This window comes from Pseudomonas sp. SCT, assembly GCF_003864275.1.
GTDB lineage: Bacteria > Pseudomonadota > Gammaproteobacteria > Pseudomonadales > Pseudomonadaceae > Stutzerimonas > Stutzerimonas stutzeri_AE.
Window position 1 is genome coordinate 102641 of the sequence record NZ_BDJA01000008.1, and the last position, 16498, is coordinate 119138.

Sequence of the window (16498 nt, forward strand, 5' to 3'; positions counted from 1 at the left end):
TGATAGCAAAGCTGCATGCTTTTTTAGCTTCCGCGCTTTTGCATGAAGATTATTCAGGTTGAGCGGACAAGCGGCTGTCGCCTGAGGCGAATAGAATGCAGGTTCACTCCAAGGTATTCGTTTCATGTCCCTCCGTTTGTGGCTCGGCTGCCTGCTGCTCCTGATTGGCAGCGCTGTGCAGGCCGAAGCTGTTTCCTATCAGCGCGATATCCAGCCGATCTTTACCGCCAAGTGTGTCGCCTGCCATGCCTGTTATGACTCGCCTTGCCAGCTCAATCTGGGCAGCGGCGAGGGGGCGTCAAGAGGTGGCCACAAGCTCCCGGTCTACAACGGTGTTCGGGTCAAGGCGCAACAGCCGACCCGGCTATTTCTCGACGCCGAAGGGGAAGCGGCGTGGCGACGCAAGGGCTTTCACTCGGTGCTGGATGCCGAGGGAAATCAGGCAGCGCTGATGGCGCGCATGCTGGAACTGGGGCGCAGCCAACCGTTGGTACCGAATGCCAAGCTGCCGCCGGGGCTGGATATTGGCATCGGCCGGGAGAACAGTTGCCCATTACCCGGTGAATTCGACGGCTATGCGCGCAAGAACGCCCATGGCGGCATGCCGTTTGCCGTAACCGGTCTTAGCGACGAAGAGTACACAGTCGTTCAGCGCTGGCTCGAGCAGGGCGCGCCGGTCGAGCATCGGCAGCTGAAGCCGAAACCTGCGGAAGCGTCGCAGATTGAGCAGTGGGAGCGCTTATTCAACACTCCCGGCGCTCGGGGCAATCTGGTTGGCCGCTGGCTGTATGAGCACCTTTTTATTGCGCATCTGTATTTCGAAGGGGGGGAGGGCGGTCACTTCTACCAGCTGGTGCGTTCGCGCACCCCTAGCGGCGAGCCCGTCGACCCTATCGCGACACGTCGGCCCAACGATGATCCGGGCACCCGCTTCAGTTATCGGCTGCGACCAATTCCAGATGTGATCGTGAACAAGACGCACATTACCTATCCGTTGAGTGCTCAGAAGCTGGCGCGAGTCACGGCGCTGTTTTTCGAGGATGATTGGCCCGTCGATAGCATTCCTGGCTACGGCGCCGCTCATCGGGCCAATCCATTCAAGACCTTCCAGGCGATTCCGGCCCAGGCGCGCTATCAGTTCATGCTGGATAACGCCGAGTACTTCGTGCGTACGTTCATCAGGGGGCCCGTATGTCGCGGGCAGATCGCAACCGACGTGATTCGCGACAACTTCTGGGTTTTCTTCCAGGATCCGCAGCACGATCTGTATCTGACGGACCGCCGCTACCGTGAGCAGACCACACCGCTGCTGGCAATGCCGGGGCAGTTCGATGAGATGGGCAACCTGCTGGCATTCTGGAAGACCTACCGCGTCAAGCGAAACCAGTACGAGCACCTACGCACGCAGGCTTATGCCAACAAGCCAGCAGACTGGGCGCATATCTGGTCCGGCAATGACAACGCCTTGTTGAGCATCTTCCGCCAGCATGACAGCGCCTCGGTGCGCAAAGGGCTGATCGGAGAAATCCCGCAAACACTCTGGTGGATGGACTATCCGCTGCTCGAGCGCACCTATTACCAGCTTGTGGTCAACTTCGACGTGTTCGGCAACGTTTCCCATCAAGGGCAGACACGGTTGTACTTCGATCTGATCCGCAATGGCGCGGAGCTGAATTTCCTTCGCCTGCTGCCGGCTTCGTCCCGCCAGGGGATTCTGAATGGCTGGTACGAGAAAGGCGGGCAGTTGAAGCTGCTACTGGCCTATACCTCGATCGACGCTACAACGCCGTCGCTGCTCGATCTGGGCAAGGCCGACGCCAAGCGAGCGTTTGCCCGTCAGCTGCTCGCGCGCTATGCCGGCATCAATGCAACGCCGGATCCGATTAACCGTTGCCAGGGCAGCCATTGCTTCCGCGCGGGTCAGCCAGCGCTGCTGCAGCGAGCCGAGCAGGCGCTCAGCCGCCTTACCAACCGGCTGGCTGCCGGGTTGCCCGCCATCCAGTATTTGCCAGAAGCCACGCTGCTGCGCGTCGAGGCTGGTGACGGCCGGCGTGAGCTCTACAGCCTGTTGCGCAATCGTGCCCACAGTAATGTGGCCTTCATGTATGGCGAGTCGCTGCGTTGGCAGCCGAGACTGGACACCCTGACGGTATATCCCGGCATCCTCAGCAGTTACCCGAACTTCCTGTTCAACATGCCTGCGGCGGATGTGCCGGCCTTTGTCTCCGCGCTTGAGCAGGTCCGGGATAACCGTGACTTCGAGCGCCTGGTCGAGCGCTGGGGCGTACGCCGCAGCCATCCGCGTTTCTGGGACTACTTCACCGATCTGACTCGCTACCTTGAAGAAACCGAGCCAGTTGAAGCAGGCGTGCTCGATATGAACCGCTACGAGAATCTGTGATTTCCGGATTGCGGACCGTTCGGATGGCGCAGGGAACTTGAAAATCGATAGTCCGACTAAAATACTAGGACTTAACCGCGGCAGTGGTTTGGCGTACACTGCGGCGCATGTCTGCGAGGAGTTCTCATGAGCGCGATCACTATTACCGAAGCTGCACACGATTATCTGGCTGACCTGCTCGAGAAGCAGAACACCACGGGCATCGGCATTCGCATCTTTATCACCCAGCCGGGCACTCCTTATGCCGAAACCTGCATTGCCTACTGCAAGCCGGGCGAAGAGAAGCCGGACGACACTGCGTTGGCTCTGAAGAGCTTCACCGCCTGGATCGATGGCACCAGCGAGCCGTTTCTGGAAGATGCACTGGTCGACTATGCGACCGACCGCATGGGTGGCCAGCTGACGATCAAGGCGCCGAACGCCAAAGTGCCGATGGTCAGTGAAGACAGTCCGTTGAACGAGCGCATCAACTATTACCTGCAGACCGAAATCAATCCCGGCCTGGCCAGCCATGGCGGGCAGGTCACTCTGATCGATGTGGTTGACGAAGGCATCGCGGTGCTGCAGTTCGGCGGTGGTTGCCAGGGCTGTGGCCAAGCCGACGTTACCCTCAAGGAAGGCATCGAGAAGACCCTGCTGGCCCGTATTCCGGAGCTCAAGGGTGTGCGCGACGTGACCGACCATACCAATCGCGAAAACGCTTACTACTGATCCAGCGAGCCGTCGAACCCGGCTCGCCGGGCCCTCCGGTGGCATTTCGGACGAAATGCCACTATTTTGCCTGCATGGTGCACACAGCAGCTCTGTCCTGCGATAAGCTCTCGCCCTTCGGTTGATCGGGCAACGAGAGCTCGCACCAGATGTCTGCCATTTCCCTGCTGATCTGTGATGATTCCAGCCTGGCGCGCAAGCAGCTACTGCATGCGCTGCCTGCTGGCTGGCCGGTTACGGTCAGCCAGGCTGCTACTGGCGTCGAAGCGTTGGACCGGATCCGTCAGGGCGATATCGATGTCCTGTTGCTCGATCTGACCATGCCGGAAATGGACGGATATCAGGTCCTCGCTCAGCTGCGCGAAGAGCAGCTCGATTGCAAGACCATCGTGATATCCGCCGATATCCAGGAAGAGGCCGTACGCCGCGTGCTGGCGCTTGGCGCACGCGCCTTCATCAAGAAGCCGGCCGATCCGGTCCACCTGCGGCAGACGCTGGCCAGCCTCGGGTTGCTGGACGATGTATCCGCATTGATCACCCGGGTCGACGGCGAACGTATCAGCTTTCGCGACACCTTCCGCGAAGTCGTCAATATCGCCATGGGCCGCGCCGCGGCTCTGCTGGCCAGAGTGCTCGGCGTGTTCATCCAGCTGCCGATTCCCAACGTCAACATCCTCGAGGTCGGCGAGCTGCACATGGCGTTGGCCGATGCAGCGCGCGGCGAAAAGCTTACTGCCGTCTGCCAGGGTTACATCGGCGGCGGGATCGCCGGCGAAGCACTGCTGCTGTTCCATGATTCGGAAGTAGCCGACATGGCGCGTCTTATGCGCCGTCAGGATTACCTTGAGATGGAAATGCTGCTGGATCTCTCGAGCCTGCTGATCAGCGCCTGCCTGAGCGGCATCGCTGAGCAGATCGAGGTGGTTTTTTCCCAGGGGCACCCACAGGTACTCGGTCAGCACGCCTCGATCGAAGAACTGATAAGGATCAACAGCGGTCGGTGGAAGAAGACGCTGGCGGTGGAGATCAGCTACAGCCTGGAAGGTCACGATATCCATTTCGACCTGCTGCTGTTGTTCACGGAAGATTCGGTCGAGCTGCTGACCCGCAAGCTCGCCCACCTAATGGATTGAGCATGAGCGATACCCACGAGTTGAACGAGCTTCACTGGTTGCTGGCGATCGTCCAGAGCATCGATGTGGGGGTGGTGGTGCTGGACCGCGACTACCGCGTCGAAGTCTGGAACACCTTCATGGAAAACCGCTCCGGGCTGCAGCCGGAGACTGCGCGCAACCAGAGTTTCTTTACGCTTTTCCCCGAGGTGGATGAGGATTGGTTCCGCCGCAAGGTCGAGAGCGTGATGACCCTGGGCACGCCGTCATTCACCATCTGGGAGCAGCGGCCGTACCTGCTGCGCTTCAAGAACTACCAGCCGATCACCGGGCTGGAAGACTTCATGTATCAGAACACCACGCTGCTGCCGCTCAAGGGCATCAACGGCAGCATCGATCAGGTATGCCTGATCATCTACGACGTCACCGACGTAGCGGTGAACCGGCGGCAGTTGCAGGCGGCCAATGCCGAGTTGCAGCGCCTGTCCAGCACCGATCGCCTGACGGGCCTCTACAACCGCGGGCACTGGGAAGAAATGCTGCGCCTGGATTACGCTCGGCATCGCCGCTATGACAGCCAGGCGGCTTTGGTCATGTTCGATATCGACCATTTCAAGGCAATCAATGACAGCTATGGTCATCAGGTGGGCGATAGCGTCATTCAGCAGGTCGCGGATCTGATCCGGGAGAATCTGCGCGACTCGGATGTCGCCGGGCGTTACGGCGGTGAAGAGTTCGTGGTGCTGTTGCCAGATACTGACAAGCAAGGCGCGCTGATCTTCGCCGAACGGCTCCGGCAGGCGGTCGAGGCGCGCGAAATTCGCCATGAGCAGTACCGCATTCGCTTTACCATCAGTCTGGGGGTGGCCGATCTCAGCATGCCAACCACCAGCCATGCCCAGTTGATCGAATGGGCCGATTCGGCGCTGTATGTCTCGAAAGCCTGCGGGCGCAATCGCGTTACGCTGCATGAGCATTAACGTCCTGCGCGGAATCGCTCGGCGCGCTAAGCGGTTCGTTGTTGCTGCAGAAAGTTGAGCAATGCGACTTCTTCGGCACTGAGCCATTTGCGCTTGCGCGCAGCTCTTGGCTTGGCCAGATCGCCTGCGCTGAAGGCGTCCAGGATTGCCGGATGGATATAGCACTGGCGGCAGACCGCAGGGGTGTTTCCCAGCTGGCTGGCGACCTGCTTGACCGTCTCCACGAGGTTTTGCTTCGCAACACTCTCAGGCGCGCTATCCAATTTGCGCAGCCTTTCCAACGCCAGCGCGCTGCCGGCCCAGGTGCGGTAGTCCTTGGCGGTAAAGTCGCTGCCGGTCATTTCTCGCAGATAGAGATTCACATCGTTGGAACTGACGGCACGCCGTTGGCCATCTTCGTCCAGATATTGAAACAGCTGCTGACCTGGCAGCTCCATGCAGCGGCGCATCAGCCTGGCCAAGCGGCGGTCGCGCAGAGTCACTTCATGCTCAACGCCGCTCTTGCCGCGAAAATGAAAACGGATCGAGGTGCCGCTGATATCGACGTGCCGTGTACGCAAGGTCGTCAGCCCATAGGAGCGGTTGTCCCGGGCGTAGCGGGAGTTGCCGATTCGGATCAGGGTGGATTCGAGCAGCGTTACCACCAGCGCCATGACCTTCTCACACGAAAGCTCCGGGGCGGCCAGGTGCTTTTCCAGCTTCTGGCGCAGTTTCGGTAGCGCCTCGCCGAACTGGAGCATGCGATCGTACTTGTTGCCGTCACGGATTTCCCGCCAGCGGCTGTGGTAGCGATACTGTTTTCGGCCGCGTGCGTCACGTCCGGTGGCCTGCAAATGTCCTTGGGGATCAGGACAGATCCATACGTCACGATAGGCCGGTGGTATCACCAGCTTGTTGATCCGTTGTATCGCGGCGTCGTCGCGGATGCGCTCGCCGTTCGGCCCGAAGTAAACGAACTTGCCGCGCTGCAATTTGCGCCTGATGCCCGGCTGTGAATCATCGACGTAATGCAGGTCATCCGGCAGGTCAGGGCAGAGCAGGGTGCCGGTGTCGCTGCTTTCGTCGGCGGGAACAGGGCGGGTACCTTCGGCCAGTCGCGGAGGCTCGTCCAGCACGGTGTCATTGCGCATGTCGGCGATTTTCCGCTATGGCCTTGCCGGCAGCGCGCCGGCAAGGCGCCTGGATGGGCTAGTTATCCTTTTCGTCGCTGTTGCGCATCAGCAAGCGGATGGCTGCAACCAGCTCATCCACGGCTTCACGATAAAGCTCCGGTTTGGCTTCGGTTTCCGCCTGGTCGGCGTGCTTGCGCGCTGTTTCGAGGTGGTCATTGATCGATGAGTAGTCGCCAAGCATGGTTTGCTCCTGCTGCTGGATCGGAAGGAAAGGGCGCTCGAAATGCTTGTTTCGGCGGCCTTGTAACAACTGACCGGCGACAGTCGTGGCGGTTCGTACCGTGTATCAGCGCGACCTGAGCGTAGAAAGCGCCTTCGACCAGGTGGGATTGGAGCAGCGTGGGCATGACTGTGCTTGCTGGCTTTCGAGTGCCTGCGGAAAGCCACAGCGGCTACAGGCATACATTCCGGCCGCGGGGACCTGATGGAAAACCGGACGGTACTCAGGTGGCAGCACAGATAGTCCGGGGCGCACCGCTTCCGGCTCATGGAAGAACAGGCTGACGTTGCCATCGTTCTCCAGAATGCCGAGCCTGACCTGCCCGAGATGTTCGACGCCCTGTTGGCGCAGCTCCATGAAGAACTCGTCGGCAGAAATGTTCAGGCCATCCAGGCTGCGCAATTCATAGATGCCGTCGCGAATGATGGTGACCGGCTTGCCTTCCAGCCAGACGCCGAAGCGCGGGCTGCGGTTCATGAAGAACACGGTCAGGCGATACAGCGCCAGTAACGTGGCGAATACTGCCGCCACCGGCAGCAGCGGAACATCGTCGTAGAAGGAGACGTCGCCCGCAGCCGAGCCGAGGGTCAGGATGATCACTAGTTCGAACACGGATAGCTGGCGAATCCCGCGCCGTCCGCTGACCTTGAGGAAGACGAAAACCGCGATGAACGCCAATAGCGCCCTTAGCGAGACCTCCGCAACGAACATCAGCGGAAATTCGTGCAGAAGCATGCGCTGCAGGTCAAAGGGGGTCATTGCGGTTCATCCTTCCGATAGAGCGGGCGCAGACGCAGCAAAGCGCCTCTCCCGGCTCATTCTAGAGCGCTTCGCTACACAAGGCAGGTTGCCAGCCGGTTCAGCTTGCTGGCGCTACGTCGAACTCCAAGTCAATTCCGTCACCGCTGCCGTCGCCTACCACCGAGCCGACCACGGGTTTGTGCGTGACGGTGCGTCCTTCATAGAACTCACTCAGATGTCGCAGTGCGACTTCGTTGATGTGGTTGATCAGGCCGGGCATCTGGGTGTCTCGCGGCACGATGAAATGCAGCTTGACTGCATGGGCACCAGGCCCCTGTGGAAGGTCGGCGAGACCACAGCTGTGCCATTGATCGTTGACGTACGCTTCTGCGCCTTTCATGAGCTTCTCCTGTTTCGCTTGTTGATGTTGTGACCTTCAAACAGGCGATTGGATCAGTCAGCTTCGGGCTGCATAGAGAACGTCGAGCAAGAAAAAAGGCCTGGAGCACGCCGCTGCAGGCCTTGGTTCGAGCAACTCATGCTTACTCGGGCATGTGCCACGGTGAGAAATGAGCGCCGTTGCGGCTCAGTTGTTCGCGGGTTTGTTCCAGGGTTTCGCCAAGCTTCACCGGGTCGGTGAACACGCTGCTGGACATCTTGCAGCGGCCGAGCAGACGGGCTTCGTCGCGATCGACGACGGTGATGCTGACTTCGCCATTCCCTTCGGGAAGGGTCCAGGCGACGCACTGGAAGGGTTTAAATGCGCGATCGGTGATCAGAAGGGCTTCATTGATACGCAGCGGGGTGTGCATGGGGCATGCTCTCTGTGTGATACCCAAAATACCTGCAGCCAAGCTCGTTGGCGTTGGCCTTACATTGCAGTTGATGTACCCAGAGGACTGGCAAGTCACATGCGAGTTCGAAAAAATTTGAAGGCCTTTGCAATTAGCCAAAAGTATAAGGCTGGCGGTTCTCCGGCAGTGGCTCCGTAGGCCTACTTAAGTCGCTGGAAATATTGGAAAAATCGGTTTAGGTCGGACGGGTTAGCTGACCGCCGGCGAGTCACGAAAATTTTTCGGTGCGACAACCTGTCGCGAGCTGAAACCGCCGTCTGCCGAGCGCCTCGGCTTCACCATGGTGCCGATGTAGGAGAGTAGTGCCTGTTAATGGCGCCTTGCGACTCGCCCATGCCGGGCGAGTCGCAGAGGCGATCAAACGCGGAACTGGCTCAGCAGCCGGTTCAGCTGACCGGCAAGCTCGCCAAGCTGCTTGCCGGCTTCACTGGATTGCTCGGCAGCCAGCGTGCTTTCCTGGGCCAGCCCTGCCGCCTGCGTGACGTTCTGGTTGATGTCTTCAACCACGTGGGATTGCTGCAGCGTTGCACTGGCAATCGAAGCGTTCAAGCCGGAGAGGTTGCGCAGGGCCTGAGCAATTTCACCAAGGCTCTCGCCCGCCTGGCTCGCCTGCTCGACAGTCAGCTGCGAAGCGCGATTGCTTTCCATGATCACATTGACCGCAGCCCCCGAGTTCTTCTGCAGGCGCTCGATCATGCCGTGGATCTCGGCGGTCGATTGCTGGGTACGCTGGGCAAGCAGGCGGACTTCGTCGGCGACGACGGCGAAACCACGGCCCTGCTCGCCAGCGCGGGCGGCTTCGATCGCGGCGTTGAGCGCCAGCAGGTTCGTCTGTTCCGCGATCGAGCCGATGACCTCGAGTACCGAGCCGATCTTGGTCGTTTCGTCAGCCAGCGACTGGATGACGTCAACTGCCTGGCCGATGGTTGCCGAAAGCTCATCGATCTGCTGCAGGCTTGTCTCGATGTTGCGCTGGCCGTGGCCCGCCTGATTCTCGGCGCTGCCTACTTCGCTGGAGGCATGTTCCGCATTCTTCGCCACTTCCTGTACGGCGTAGGTAACTTCATTGATCGCTGTAGCCACCTGCTCCATTTGCAGCATCTGCTGCTGACTCTGCTCGTGCGCCTGACCGGACAGCTGGCTGAGCGAACGGGAGGATTGGTCCAGTGCGCCTGCAGTCTCGAACAGCTGGCCGACTACGGTGCGCAGCTTCTGCGTGAATCGATTGAAATCACGACCAAGGGTGGTCAGCTCGTCGTTGCCGGAAACGTCCAGGGTGCGGGTCAGGTCGGCTTCACCGCTGGCGATATTGGCCATGGCCGCCATTGTGTGACGAAGCGGACGGACAATGCTGCGGATCAGAATCGCCACCAGGACGGCCATGATTGCCGAGATCAGCAGGCCGATCAGGGAGAAGCGGGTCAGGTAGTTCCAGAATTCCTGCTCGACATCATCCACATAGATGCCCGAACCGATGATCCAGCCCCACGGCTTGAACAGCTGCACATAGGAGATCTTCGGGACCGGGTTTTCTTCGCCGGGCTTGGCCCACATGTAATCGACCAGTCCGGCGCCGTCGCGCTGGGCGATCCGGACCATCTCGTTGAAGAGCTCCTTGCCTTCGGGGTCCTTGATCTTCGACAGATCCTGTCCATCGAGCTTCGGCTGCATCGGGTGCATGATCATGGTCGGGCCGAGATCGTTGATCCAATAGTAGTCCTGGCCGTCGTAGCGCAGCAGGCGGATCTGTTCGATGGCTGCCTTTTGAGCTTCGGCAGTCGTCATGGCCCCACTCAGTTCGAGCTTGCGGTAGTGCTCGAACACGCCGGAGGCCGCTTCCACCACATGCCTTGTGGACTCCTGCTTGCCACGATACAAGTCGGAGCGCACCTGCTGGATCATCAGCAGGCCAAGGATGAACAGCATGACCACGGCGACCACGGGGATCAGCCAGAGGCGCTTGCTTATGGGAACATTGCGCAGCAGATTCATGAGTACGGCTCCTGAGGTTACTTTTCTTATCGTTCTTTACTGGTTGGTCGGTGGTAAGCGCTTCACCCGACCGCACCGGTCGTGCCGTGGCACTCTGAGTAGCTTTTCGGCCGCGCGTGGCTAAAAATGAGCCCCCTCGTCGTCCTGCCGAGGAATTTAATTCTCCGGGGCGAGTCAGAACAGCCGGCCAGATGGCTGTCCGACATATACCTTGGTTGCATTGAGTCGCGATGGACTGCATCGCTTTAGGGGAATAGATGGATCTTTGGGTTGCGATTCAGGCGCTGATTCTGGGTGTGGTTGAGGGTATAACCGAGTTTCTGCCGGTATCCAGCACGGGCCACCAGATCATCGTGGCGGATCTGATTGGTTTCGGCGGCGAGCGGGCGCTGGCCTTTAACATCATCATCCAGCTGGGTGCGATTCTCGCGGTGATCTGGGAGTACCGGGGCAAGATCATCGATGTGGTAGTAGGCCTGCCTAAGGAACGTCAGGCGCAGAAGTTCACCGCCAACTTGCTGATTGCCTTCCTTCCAGCCGTGGTGCTCGGCGTCGCCTTTGCCGATCTGATTCACGAGTATCTATTCAATCCGATCACCGTGGCGACCGCACTGGTCATCGGTGGCATCGTGATGCTCTGGGCCGAGCGCCGCGATCATGCGATTCGCGCCGAGACTGTCGATGACATGAGCTGGACGCTGGCCTTGAAGGTGGGCTTCGCCCAGTGTCTGGCGCTGGTGCCAGGCACCTCGCGGTCGGGCTCGACCATCATCGGCGGGCTGCTGTTCGGGCTGTCGCGCAAGGCCGCCACCGAGTTCTCCTTCTTCCTGGCGATGCCCACCATGGTCGGCGCTGCGGTCTATTCCGGTTACAAGTACCGCGATCTGTTCCAGCCCGGCAACTTCGCCGTGTTCGCCATCGGCTTCGTGACTTCGTTCATCTTCGCGATGCTCGCGGTGCGGGCGTTGCTCAAGTTCATCGGCAACCACAGCTACGCGGCATTTGCCTGGTACCGGATCGGCTTCGGCCTGCTGATTCTGGCCACCTGGCAGCTCGGGCTGATTGACTGGACCAGCGTCCAGGCCTGATCCGTCAGCTCGATGGCCTGGCCTTCGTTCGGCTGATAACGCGTACAAGTGCGGCTGGCTTTGCCATAGTGGGCTCTCCATCAGGAGGCCCTATGACCGCGACCGCCGACCATTTCCAGCTCGACCTCAACGGCATTTCCCTCAGCCTGTATTGCTTCGGCCGCGAAGAGGGCCGGCCGGTATGGCTGCTGCACGGGTTTCCCGAGTGCTGGCATTCCTGGCGTAATCAGATCGATCCTCTGGTGGCGGCTGGGTACCGCGTGTTCGTTCCCGAGATGCGCGGCTACGGGAATAGCAGCGCACCGGCTGAGGTGACGGCCTATGACGTGCTGACGCTGTGTGGTGATATTCGAGCGGCCATGGATCACTTCGGTCACGGGCAGGTGGCGGTGGTCGGCCACGACTGGGGGGCGATGGTCTCTTGGTATCTGGCATTGCTCGAGCCCGAACGAGTCGCCGTGCTGGTCACCATGTCGGTGCCTTTTGCCGGCCGGCCGCGACGGCCCGCCATCGAGATCATGCGCGAAACCAGCGCTGGCCGATTCAACTACATCCTCTATTTCCAGGAGCCTGGGAGCGCTGAGCGGGAGTTGGATGCGGACGTCGATCGGACGCTGCGCCTGCTCATGTACTACCAGGGGCGAAACCTGCTGCTGCAGGACAAGCCTGCCGACGGCACGCTATTCGAAGACGACATGCAGGCGGGGCCGCTGCCGCAATGGTGTACGGAAGAGGATCTGTCCATATACCGGCGGACCTTCGCCGGGCACGGCTTTCGCGGTGCGCTGAACTGGTACCGCAACTTCGAGCGCAACTGGCAGCTGACCGAGCCGCTGCAGGGACAGAAGATCGTCCAGCCGACGATGTTCCTGATCGGCAATCATGACCCGGTGGCCGAACTGGAGGCTTACACGCTGAAGAAGATGCCGGAGTGGGTATCGGACCTGGAGCAGCACGTACTGGCGCCGTGCGGTCACTGGATTCAGAACGAGCAGGCAGGGAGGGTAAACGAGCTGCTGTTGGGCTTTCTAGCGCGGCGTTATCCTGGCTGATGCGTTGTGAAGGCGCACCTTTGCGGTCTGCGACGGTGCGGGTCCCCGTCGAAGACTGCCGTTGCCGATACGTCGCAGCGGGTGAGGGCGCTGCGACGGTCAGGGTCGCCTGATGATCAGACAATCACGCCCTGGCTTCGCAGGTAATCATCGTAGCTACCGCTGAAGTCGGTCACGCCATTCGCGGACAGTTCGATGATTCGCGTTGCCAGCGAGCTGACGAACTCGCGGTCGTGGCTGACGAAGATCAGCGTGCCCGGGTAGTTCTCCAGCGCCAGGTTGAGTGCCTCGATGGATTCCATGTCGAGGTGGTTGGTCGGTTCGTCCATGACCAGCACGTTGGGCTTCTGCAGGATCAGTTTGCCGAACAGCATGCGACCCTGCTCGCCACCGGAGATGACCTTCACCGACTTGAGGATCTCGTCGTTGGAGAACAGCATGCGGCCTAGAGTGCCGCGCACCAGCTGCTCGCCGCCCTGAGTCCACTGACCCATCCAGTCGAACAGGCTGACATCGTCCTCGAAGTCGTGGGCATGGTCCTGAGCGTAATAGCCGTAGTCTGCGCTTTCGGTCCACTTGACGCTGCCACTGTCCGGGGTCAGCTCGCCGACCAGGGTGCGCAGCAGGGTGGTCTTGCCGATACCGTTGGGGCCGATGATCGCCACACGCTCGCCGGCTTCGACGGTGAAGCTGAAGTTCTTGAACAGCTCCTTGTCGTCGAACGCCTTGGACAGGCGCTCCACGGTCACCGCCTGGCGGTGCAGCTTCTTGGTCTGCTCGAAGCGGATGAACGGGCTGATACGGCTCGACGGCTTGACCTCGGCCAGCTGGATCTTGTCGATCTGCTTGGCGCGGCTGGTGGCCTGCTTGGCCTTGGAGGCGTTCGCCGAGAAGCGGCTGACGAAGGTCTGCAGTTCGGCGATCTGTGCCTTTTTCTTGGCGTTGTCCGACAGCAACTGCTCGCGCGACTGGGTGGCGGCGGTCATGTACTCGTCGTAGTTGCCCGGGAACAGGCGCAGCTCGCCGTAGTCGAGGTCGGCCATGTGGGTGCAGACCGAGTTCAGGAAGTGGCGGTCGTGGGAAATGATGATCATGGTGCTGTTACGCGCCGTGAGGATCGTTTCCAGCCAGCGGATGGTGTTGATGTCCAGGTGGTTGGTCGGTTCATCCAGCAGCAGCACATCCGGATCGGAAAACAGCGCCTGGGCCAGCAGCACACGCAGCTTCCAGCCGGGAGCGACTTCGCTCATCGGGCCGAAATGCTGCTCCAGCGGAATACCCAGGCCAAGCAGCAGTTCACCGGCACGGGATTCGGCGGTGTAGCCGTCCATTTCGGCGAATTCACCTTCGAGCTCGCCGACCTTCATGCCGTCCTCTTCGCTCATTTCCGGCAGCGAGTAGATGCGGTCGCGCTCAGCCTTGACCTTCCACAGGTCCTCATGACCCATGATCACCGTGTCGATGACATTGAATTCTTCGTAGGCGAACTGATCCTGGCGCAGCTTGCCCAGGCGCACGTTCGGCTCGAGCATCACCTGGCCGGCGGACGGCTCCAGATCGCCGCCGAGAATCTTCATGAAGGTCGACTTGCCGCAGCCATTGGCGCCGATCAGGCCATAGCGGTTGCCACCGCCGAATTTGACGGAAACGTTTTCGAACAGCGGCTTGGCACCGAACTGCATGGTGATGTTGGCGGTGGAGATCAAGGGCTTACCTATCAATGACGTGTGGCTGCGTGAATCAGGCTGATACCGATCCGATACCAATACTCAGCGGTCCAGCTCGCTCCGACAGGGAGCTGGTCGATCCAGCGATTTTTGAGGTGAATGACAACGGTGGGCGTTTGCGCCTGCTGCCGGATGAATGCGGGGTGGCTACCGAGTTCAGCCGCGCATTGTCGCATAGCTACACCTGCCGGCGTAAGGACGCCCTGACGAGGCAACCAGGAAACGCCCGGTAGGCCCTATGAGTGCGCGCGGATGCGAATCGTTTCATTGACAGGCGTGTGCCAAACCGACAGCATTGTTATGATATAACATCGGCATCTGAGTTAAAGCATGAATAACGCAAGTGCGGTATTGAAATGGGTGGGTTGCGGAGCGGCGTTGATCTTGGCTGGTGCGCCGCTGGCTATAGCAAAGGAGGCGGCGGTACTCGATTCGGTCACCATCACGGCGGACCAGGAACGCGCCGATGGACCGGTTCAGGGATATCGCGCCAAACGCACGCGCAGTGCGACCAAGACCGACGCACCCATCGAGGAAATACCCCAGTCGATCAGCGTGATTCCAGCATCCGTATTGCAGGATCTGGACAGCCCGCGTGTAGAGAAGGCGCTGGATTTCGCCGGCGGCGTCGCCAGGAAGAATGACTTTGGCGGCTTGACGATGTACGAGTACAGCGTGCGCGGGCTGACCACCGGAGAGTTCTACAAGGACGGTTTCAGCGTCAACCGTGGCTTCATGAACCCGCCGGACGCTTCCAATATCGAGCGGGTCGAAGTGCTCAAGGGGCCTTCCGCCAGCCTCTACGGACGTGGCGACCCCGGCGGCACCATCAATATCGTCAGCAAGCGGCCGCAACTGGACAGCTTTGCCCGTCTCGATCTCAGCGCCGGTCGCTGGGATCGCTATCGCACTGCGCTGGACGTGAACACCCCGCTCGATGAAGACGGCAACATGCTCTATCGCATGAATATCGCCGTCGAAGATGGCAATAGCTTCCGCGATCATCGCGAGGCTGAGCGCCAGTTCGTCGCGCCGTCCTTCAGCTGGGAATTAAGCCCGGACACGCGATTACTGGTGCAGGCTGAGGTGGTGCGCAACCGCCAGACCTTCGATCGCGGTGTAGTCGCACCGGGCGGCGACCTGGGCAAGGTGTCCCGCTCAGCGTTCTATGGCGAGCCGTCGGATGGGCCGATCAGCAACGACAACGAAACGCTGCAGGCCGAACTCGAACACGACCTGAACGAGGTCTGGACCCTGCGTCTGGCCAGCCACTACAAGCAGGGCCGGATGGACGGTTACGCCACCGAAGCGGCTGCGGTTGCCGACGATGACCGCACCCTGACACGCAACCTGCGCTATCGCGACTACGATTGGCAGGACGCAATCACCCAGCTGGAGCTGCGCGGGCGCTTCGATACCGGCTCGATCGAGCATCAGCTGTTGATCGGCACCGAGTACGAGCGCTACGCCCTGAGCGAATTCATGCTGCGCTCCAACAACCTGCGCAACATCGATCTCTATAACCCGGTCTACGGCGCGCCGCGTCCGGCTTTCAATCCCGCCCGTACGGTCGACCGTAATGAGCTGGTGCACAGCCGCGCACTGAACCTGCAGGACCAGATTCGCTTTACCGACAAGCTCTTTGGCGTCATCGGCGCCCGTTATGACCACTACGAACAACGCCTGGACAATGAGGTTGCCGGCCGGCGCACCGAGCAGACCCATGAAAAGGTTACGCCGCGTGTTGGCGTGCTCTATCAGCTGGTTCCGGAGGTCGGTGTGTTTGCCAACGCCTCGCAGTCGTTCAAGCCGAACAATGGTGCGGACTTCAGCGGCGCGACGTTCGATCCAGAAGAGGGCGTGGGTTATGAGGCTGGGGTCAAGCTCGACCTGTTCCATGGACGACTCGGGCTCACCGCCGCCGCCTTCCATCTGACCAAGGAAAACGTACTGACCAGCGATCCGGCGCACGACGGTTTTCAGATAGCAGCGGGTGAGGTGCGCAGCCGCGGGATTGACCTGCAGCTGGCCGGGCAGCTGACCGACGCGATTCGCGTGATCGGAGGCTATGCCTACGTGGATGCCGAAGTGACTCGCGACAACAACTTGGCTAGCGGCAGCCGGCTGCTCAACGTGCCACGCCACAGCGGCAGCCTGCTGACTACCTACGAATTCCTCGATGGCGATCTCAGCGGGCTCTCCCTCGGCGGCGCTGTGAACTACGTGGGTGATCGGGCAGGGCAGGCCGATAGCGACTTCGAGCTGCCGTCGTACACCACCGTGGATCTGCTGGCGCGCTACAAGGCGACGGAAAAGCTGACCCTCGGCATGAACCTGAACAACGCCTTCGACCGGACCTACTACGAGCGTTCCTACAGCAATGTCTGGGTCATGCCGGGTGAGCCGCGCAACCTGAGCGTTAGCCTGTCCGTGGAACTCTGAGCCTGT

Annotated in this window: 14 protein-coding genes and 1 pseudogene; 7 read left to right on the plus strand and 8 right to left on the minus strand. The window is 60.4% G+C overall.

Annotated elements, in window-relative coordinates; all coding sequences use genetic code 11:
- Positions 1-124: 124 nt before the first annotated feature.
- The 4 genes from BHD08_RS18920 to BHD08_RS18935 all read left to right on the plus strand — a co-directional run bounded on the left by BHD08_RS18920 (position 125) and on the right by BHD08_RS18935 (position 5204).
- Positions 125-2401, plus strand: coding sequence for a fatty acid cis/trans isomerase (locus BHD08_RS18920; protein ID WP_125024193.1), 2277 nt, complete (start codon positions 125-127; stop codon positions 2399-2401).
- Between the two features lie 126 nt (positions 2402-2527).
- Entirely contained in the window at positions 2528-3112 is a 585-nt protein-coding gene (nfuA, locus tag BHD08_RS18925) for a Fe-S biogenesis protein NfuA (RefSeq protein WP_015276924.1), read from the plus strand.
- 149 nt (positions 3113-3261) lie between these two features.
- The gene (locus BHD08_RS18930) at positions 3262-4245 is read left to right on the plus strand and encodes a response regulator (protein ID WP_125024196.1); all 984 of its coding nucleotides are present in this window, start codon (positions 3262-3264) and stop codon (positions 4243-4245) included.
- A 2-nt stretch (positions 4246-4247) separates the two neighbouring features.
- Positions 4248-5204 carry a sensor domain-containing diguanylate cyclase gene (locus BHD08_RS18935; RefSeq protein ID WP_125024200.1) on the plus strand — a complete coding sequence of 319 codons (957 nt, stop codon included), beginning with the start codon at positions 4248-4250 and terminating at the stop codon, positions 5202-5204.
- A 26-nt stretch (positions 5205-5230) separates the two neighbouring features.
- Here BHD08_RS18935 and BHD08_RS18940 read toward each other — a convergent pair whose 3' ends face one another.
- From BHD08_RS18940 to BHD08_RS23580, 7 genes and pseudogenes are all read right to left on the minus strand, one after another.
- The gene (locus tag BHD08_RS18940) at positions 5231-6334 is read right to left on the minus strand and encodes a DNA topoisomerase IB (protein WP_125024202.1); all 1104 of its coding nucleotides are present in this window, start codon (positions 6332-6334) and stop codon (positions 5231-5233) included.
- A 58-nt stretch (positions 6335-6392) separates the two neighbouring features.
- Positions 6393-6557 carry a hypothetical protein gene (locus BHD08_RS23085; RefSeq protein ID WP_165362478.1) on the minus strand — a complete coding sequence of 55 codons (165 nt, stop codon included), beginning with the start codon at positions 6555-6557 and terminating at the stop codon, positions 6393-6395.
- A 105-nt stretch (positions 6558-6662) separates the two neighbouring features.
- Complete coding sequence (locus tag BHD08_RS18945; protein ID WP_125024205.1) at positions 6663-7355, minus strand: DUF421 domain-containing protein; 693 nt, start codon at positions 7353-7355, stop codon at positions 6663-6665.
- Between the two features lie 100 nt (positions 7356-7455).
- Entirely contained in the window at positions 7456-7737 is a 282-nt protein-coding gene (locus BHD08_RS18950; protein ID WP_125024208.1) for a hypothetical protein, read from the minus strand.
- A gap of 142 nt (positions 7738-7879) precedes the next feature.
- Positions 7880-8149 carry a hypothetical protein gene (locus tag BHD08_RS18955; RefSeq protein ID WP_015276931.1) on the minus strand — a complete coding sequence of 90 codons (270 nt, stop codon included), beginning with the start codon at positions 8147-8149 and terminating at the stop codon, positions 7880-7882.
- A 399-nt stretch (positions 8150-8548) separates the two neighbouring features.
- Positions 8549-9292 carry a methyl-accepting chemotaxis protein gene (locus tag BHD08_RS23575; RefSeq protein WP_375708263.1) on the minus strand — a complete coding sequence of 248 codons (744 nt, stop codon included), beginning with the start codon at positions 9290-9292 and terminating at the stop codon, positions 8549-8551.
- 114 nt (positions 9293-9406) lie between these two features.
- A pseudogene (locus BHD08_RS23580) lies at positions 9407-10183 on the minus strand (cache domain-containing protein); the annotation flags it as partial.
- A gap of 257 nt (positions 10184-10440) precedes the next feature.
- Here BHD08_RS23580 and BHD08_RS18965 point away from each other — a divergent pair.
- Together BHD08_RS18965 and BHD08_RS18970 are read left to right on the plus strand one after the other, a co-directional pair.
- A complete protein-coding gene (locus BHD08_RS18965; protein ID WP_125024213.1) occupies positions 10441-11271 on the plus strand; it encodes an undecaprenyl-diphosphate phosphatase in 831 nt (276 codons plus the stop codon).
- Between the two features lie 92 nt (positions 11272-11363).
- Positions 11364-12323: an alpha/beta fold hydrolase gene (locus BHD08_RS18970; RefSeq protein WP_125024216.1), complete on the plus strand. Its 960-nt coding sequence runs from the start codon at positions 11364-11366 to the stop codon at positions 12321-12323.
- Between the two features lie 116 nt (positions 12324-12439).
- On the opposite strand, the gene BHD08_RS18975 is transcribed toward BHD08_RS18970, so the two are convergent.
- Positions 12440-14029 carry an ABC-F family ATPase gene (locus BHD08_RS18975; protein WP_015276935.1) on the minus strand — a complete coding sequence of 530 codons (1590 nt, stop codon included), beginning with the start codon at positions 14027-14029 and terminating at the stop codon, positions 12440-12442.
- 351 nt (positions 14030-14380) lie between these two features.
- Between BHD08_RS18975 and BHD08_RS18980 the strand changes: the two genes are divergently transcribed.
- Positions 14381-16492, plus strand: a complete 2112-nt coding sequence (locus BHD08_RS18980; protein ID WP_125024217.1) for a TonB-dependent siderophore receptor — start codon at positions 14381-14383, stop codon at positions 16490-16492.
- Positions 16493-16498 lie beyond the last annotated feature (6 nt).

What these genes read in the sequence shown, in the direction of transcription:
- BHD08_RS18920 (WP_125024193.1), top strand. Translation starts at nt 125, where the DNA reads ATGTCCCTCCGTTTGTGGCTCGGCTGCCTGCTGCTCCTGATTGGCAGC.
- nfuA (WP_015276924.1), top strand. Translation starts at nt 2,528, where the DNA reads ATGAGCGCGATCACTATTACCGAAGCTGCACACGATTATCTGGCTGAC.
- BHD08_RS18930 (WP_125024196.1), top strand. Translation starts at nt 3,262, where the DNA reads ATGTCTGCCATTTCCCTGCTGATCTGTGATGATTCCAGCCTGGCGCGC.
- BHD08_RS18935 (WP_125024200.1), top strand. Translation starts at nt 4,248, where the DNA reads ATGAGCGATACCCACGAGTTGAACGAGCTTCACTGGTTGCTGGCGATC.
- BHD08_RS18940 (WP_125024202.1), bottom strand. Translation starts at nt 6,334, where the DNA reads ATGCGCAATGACACCGTGCTGGACGAGCCTCCGCGACTGGCCGAAGGT.
- BHD08_RS23085 (WP_165362478.1), bottom strand. Translation starts at nt 6,557, where the DNA reads ATGCTTGGCGACTACTCATCGATCAATGACCACCTCGAAACAGCGCGC.
- BHD08_RS18945 (WP_125024205.1), bottom strand. Translation starts at nt 7,355, where the DNA reads ATGACCCCCTTTGACCTGCAGCGCATGCTTCTGCACGAATTTCCGCTG.
- BHD08_RS18950 (WP_125024208.1), bottom strand. Translation starts at nt 7,737, where the DNA reads ATGAAAGGCGCAGAAGCGTACGTCAACGATCAATGGCACAGCTGTGGT.
- BHD08_RS18955 (WP_015276931.1), bottom strand. Translation starts at nt 8,149, where the DNA reads ATGCACACCCCGCTGCGTATCAATGAAGCCCTTCTGATCACCGATCGC.
- BHD08_RS23575 (WP_375708263.1), bottom strand. Translation starts at nt 9,292, where the DNA reads ATGCTGCAAATGGAGCAGGTGGCTACAGCGATCAATGAAGTTACCTAC.
- BHD08_RS18965 (WP_125024213.1), top strand. Translation starts at nt 10,441, where the DNA reads ATGGATCTTTGGGTTGCGATTCAGGCGCTGATTCTGGGTGTGGTTGAG.
- BHD08_RS18970 (WP_125024216.1), top strand. Translation starts at nt 11,364, where the DNA reads ATGACCGCGACCGCCGACCATTTCCAGCTCGACCTCAACGGCATTTCC.
- BHD08_RS18980 (WP_125024217.1), top strand. Translation starts at nt 14,381, where the DNA reads ATGAATAACGCAAGTGCGGTATTGAAATGGGTGGGTTGCGGAGCGGCG.